At 63.9% G+C, this 1,447-nt stretch carries 2 protein-coding genes; both read left to right on the forward strand.

The genetic code is table 11. The features are described from left to right. Positions 1–936: baseplate J/gp47 family protein (locus AACS18_RS13300; protein ID WP_108612468.1), on the forward strand; the 936-nt coding region annotated here is incomplete at its 5' end. Next, on the forward strand, positions 929–1,447 hold a 519-nt coding region (locus AACS18_RS13305), incomplete at its 3' end, for a phage tail protein (protein WP_108612469.1). The genes AACS18_RS13300 and AACS18_RS13305, both read left to right, overlap by 8 nt.

Consider the following 1,447-nt stretch of genomic DNA (forward strand, 5'->3'; position numbering starts at 1 on the left):
GCCTATCTCGACCTCAAGGCGTGGGATGTGGACCTGACCCGCAAGGGGGCCCAGAAGACCCGCGGGGTGATCAACTTCATCAAGGCCAACCCGAGCGAAGCAGTCACCATCCCGGCCGATATCTGGGTCAGCACCGAGCGCATCAACGGCACCATCTACCGGGTCAAGCCGTTGCAGGCGGTGGTGAGCCCGGCCGGCGAAGCGGTAGCCCGGGTGGTGTGCGAGGCCGAGTTCGCAGGCGCGGCCTGGAATCTGGCCCCGGGCTATTACAACCTGCTGAGCGAACCGGTGACCGGCATCTTGTCGGCCCGCAACGATGACAAGGAGTGGATCACCACCCAGGGCGCCGATGCCGAGAGCAACGATGCGCTGGGGCTGCGCATTCAGAACCAGTTCTCGGCGGTGGGCCGCTATCACATCGACGCGATTTACCGCTCGATGCTGGCAAGCGTTGCCGGCATTCGCGCCGATCACATTTTCTTCGAGCATGAGGCACCGCGGGGCCCCGGCACCGCCAACGCCTACATCCTGCTGGAGGTGGGCGCTACCCCGGCCAGCCTGATTGCCCAGCTTAACGACTACGTGGGCCGCCAGGGCAACCATGGCCACGGCGATGACCTGTTCGTAATGGCGATGCCGGAAACCCAGCACAACCTCACGCTGGAACTGTGGCCGGTGGCCAACCTCACCGACGAGCAGAAAGCCGCCCTCAAGCTCGGCGCTGAATCGCTGGTCAAAGCGGCGTTTCGTCAGTCGGGGGATTTTCCGAGTGTCACCCGCACCTGGCCACGCTCCCGCTTCTCGCTCTCGCAACTGGCCCGCGAGCTGCACAGCCAGTTCCCGCAGCTGCAAAGCCTCAAGTTTGCGCAAGATGACATCATCTCGGGGCTGGCCATCCCGCGCCTGAACACGCTGGAGGTGACCCTCTATGACTAACCCGACCCCGCTTGAACACAGTAACAAAGCACCGCAGCTCCCCGATGCCAGCGCCCCCTGGTGGGAGGATGGCTACACCATCAGCCCGGCCCACGCCGAACCCGGGTTTCTGGCCAAGGGCATCAACGCCTTCTGGCAACGGCTCAAGGGGTGGCTGTTGCTGCCACTGGCCCAGCAAGACCCGCTCACCTGCTCGGAGTCACTGCTGGCGCTGCTCGCCTGGGAGCGGGACATCAGCCGCTTTAACGGCGAGCCACTGCCGCTCTTTCGCAAACGGGTCAAGTTCGCCTTTGTGAACGCCCGGGACGCAGGCGAAGTAGCCGGCTTTAAGCGCATCTTCGAGCGCCTTGGCATCGGCTGGTGCGACATCCACGAACGGCAAGAGGGAGCGCCCTGGGACGTTATCACCATCGAGGTGACCGACAGCGCCCTCGCTGGTAACCAGCAACTGATGGAAACCCTTATTCAACACTATGGCCGCACCTGCCGCCGCTATCGCTTCCAGGTGGTT

It is taken from the genome of Aeromonas sp. HMWF015 (assembly GCF_963878965.1).
GTDB lineage: Bacteria > Pseudomonadota > Gammaproteobacteria > Enterobacterales > Aeromonadaceae > Aeromonas > Aeromonas veronii.